A 2,118-nucleotide genomic window follows, 5' to 3' on the forward strand; every position below is an offset into this window, starting at 1 on the left:
TTTTTTGTCGCGCCTCTCGCGGCGGGGGGGGTTTTTTGCCGCCCCCTTCTTGTGCGTTGTGTTTTTAAACCCCCTTGCGCCCCCCCCCCCGACTCTACAGAAAGCCGCGGCGCCGGCATGATCGTCAGAAAGCCGCGGCGCCGTCGGAATCATTGCAGGTCGCGCAGGTTCAACTTCCGCAGCGTCGGGTTCTTCCACGCCGTGATCCCGGCCACGCTCAGCACCGCGAACCCGCCCAGCACCACCGCCGGCACCAGGCCCAGCAATTTTGCCATCGTGCCCGCATAGAACGCGCCCAGCTCGTTGGACGAGCTGATGAAGATGCCGTTGATGGACGACACCCGCCCGCGCATCTCCTCCGGCGTGGCCAGCTGCAGGATGGTCGACCGCACCACCACCGAGACGCCGTCGAAGGCCCCGTAGAACAGCAGGATCAGCGCCGACAGCCAGAAGTGCTGGGACAGGCCGAAGCTGACCACGCACAGGCCGAAACCGGCCACGGCGAACAGCAGCACGCGGCCAGCGTTCTTCTGCAGCGGGTGGCGGGCCAGCCACAGGCCGACCGCGATCGAGCCCAGCGCCGGTGCCGCGCGCAGGATGCCCAGGCCCTCGGGGCCGTAGTGCAGGATCTCCTGCAGGAAGGCCGGCAGCATCGCCACCACGCCGCCCAGCAGTACGGAGAACATGTCCAGCGCCATCGCGCCGACCATGATGCGGTTGCCGACGACGAAGCGGGCGCCCTCGGCGATGCTCTTGAAGATCGGTGCGGCCGGGCCGTCGTGCACCGGTTCGCTCACCTTCAGCGTGGCCAGGCAGCCCATCGCCACTACCGCGAAGGCGGTGGCCACGCCATAGGACAGGCCCTTGCCGCCCCAGCCGACCAGGATGCCGCCCAGCGCCGGGCCGACCACCATGCCCGACTGGAACACCACGCTGCCCAGGCCGGCGCCGCGGGCGAACTGGTTGCGCTCCAGCACGCGGGCAAACAGCGCGTTGTAGATGGGCGACAGGAAGGCGCGGACCATGCCGGTCAGCGCGATGGCGGCATAGATCGGCCACACGCCCTGGAACGGCAGCCAGCCGGTGGCCACGCCGGTCAGCACCACCGCGGTGGCGACCAGGCCGGCGCAGGCGACCATACCCAGCCGACGCCGCGGCAGGTGGTCGACCAGGTAGCCGGCAAACGGCGCCACGCAGAAGAACGGCAGTACCTCGGCCAGGCCGACCAGGCCCAGCGAGAACGGATTGCGGGTGACTTCGTAGATGTGCCAGCCGACGGTGACGGCCACCACCTGGTAGGACAGCATCGCGAAGATGCGGTAGGCCAGCAGCTTGGCAAAGCCCGGCCGGCCCAGCAGGGCCAGCGCGCCTTCGTCTCCGGTGGCGGCCGCGGTCACGGCTGTTCGCGCTGCAGCTGGGCCTGCGCGGTCTCGCGGATGAAGGCCAGCATGGCCGCCACGCCGTTGCTGCGGGTGGGCGACAGGTGGCGGGCCAGGCCGATGTCCTGGATGTAGCTCGGTTCAGTGTCCAGGATCTCCTGCGCCGAGCGCCCGGAATACACGCGCAGGGCCAGGAAGATCAGGCCGGAGACGATGGCCGAATCGCTGATGGCGTGGAAGCGCAGCGACTGCGCGTTGCCCTCGGGCACGATCCAGACCATCGACTGGCAGCCGAGCAGGCGGTGTTCTTCGGTCTTCCATGCGTCGGGGAAGGCCGGCAGCTTGCGGCCAAGGTCGATCAGGTACTGGTAGCGCTCGGACCAGTCGCCGAAGAACGCGAATTCCTCGGCGATGGCGGCCTGGGCTTCGGCGGCGGTGGGTTCAAGCGGGAACGGGGAGTCGGTCACAACGGTCTCTACAGTGGGGGCGGGGGGGGGGGCGCCCCGCCCGCGGCGGGGGGGGGGGGGGGGCGGGGGGCCCCCCCCCCGCCCCCCGCCGGGGGGGGGGGGCGCGCGGGGCGGCGGGGGCCCGCCGCCGCGCCCGCCGGGGCGGGGGGGGGCGGGGGGGGGGCGGGCGCGCGCCGCGCCCAGCCCCGCACCCGGCCCGGGGGGGGCGGGCGGCGGGGGGGGGGGGGGGGGGCGGCCGCGGGGGCCGCGGGGGGGCGCGGGGGAGACGCGCC

General features: G+C 72.4%; 2 protein-coding genes. Both read right to left on the reverse strand.

All coding sequences use genetic code 11. From position 1 onward, the window contains the following. Positions 1 to 149: 149 nt before the first annotated feature. Positions 150 to 1,397, reverse strand: a complete 1,248-nt coding sequence (locus tag ACVOK1_RS20435) for an MFS transporter (protein ID WP_256644571.1) — start codon at positions 1,395 to 1,397, stop codon at positions 150 to 152. Next, a complete protein-coding gene (locus tag ACVOK1_RS20440; protein WP_108769379.1) occupies positions 1,394 to 1,846 on the reverse strand; it encodes a SufE family protein in 453 nt (150 codons plus the stop codon). Before ACVOK1_RS20440 ends, ACVOK1_RS20435 begins: the two co-directional genes overlap by 4 nt. Between the last annotated feature and the right edge of the window lie 272 nt (positions 1,847 to 2,118).

Source organism: Stenotrophomonas sp. STEN087 (assembly GCF_056759115.1).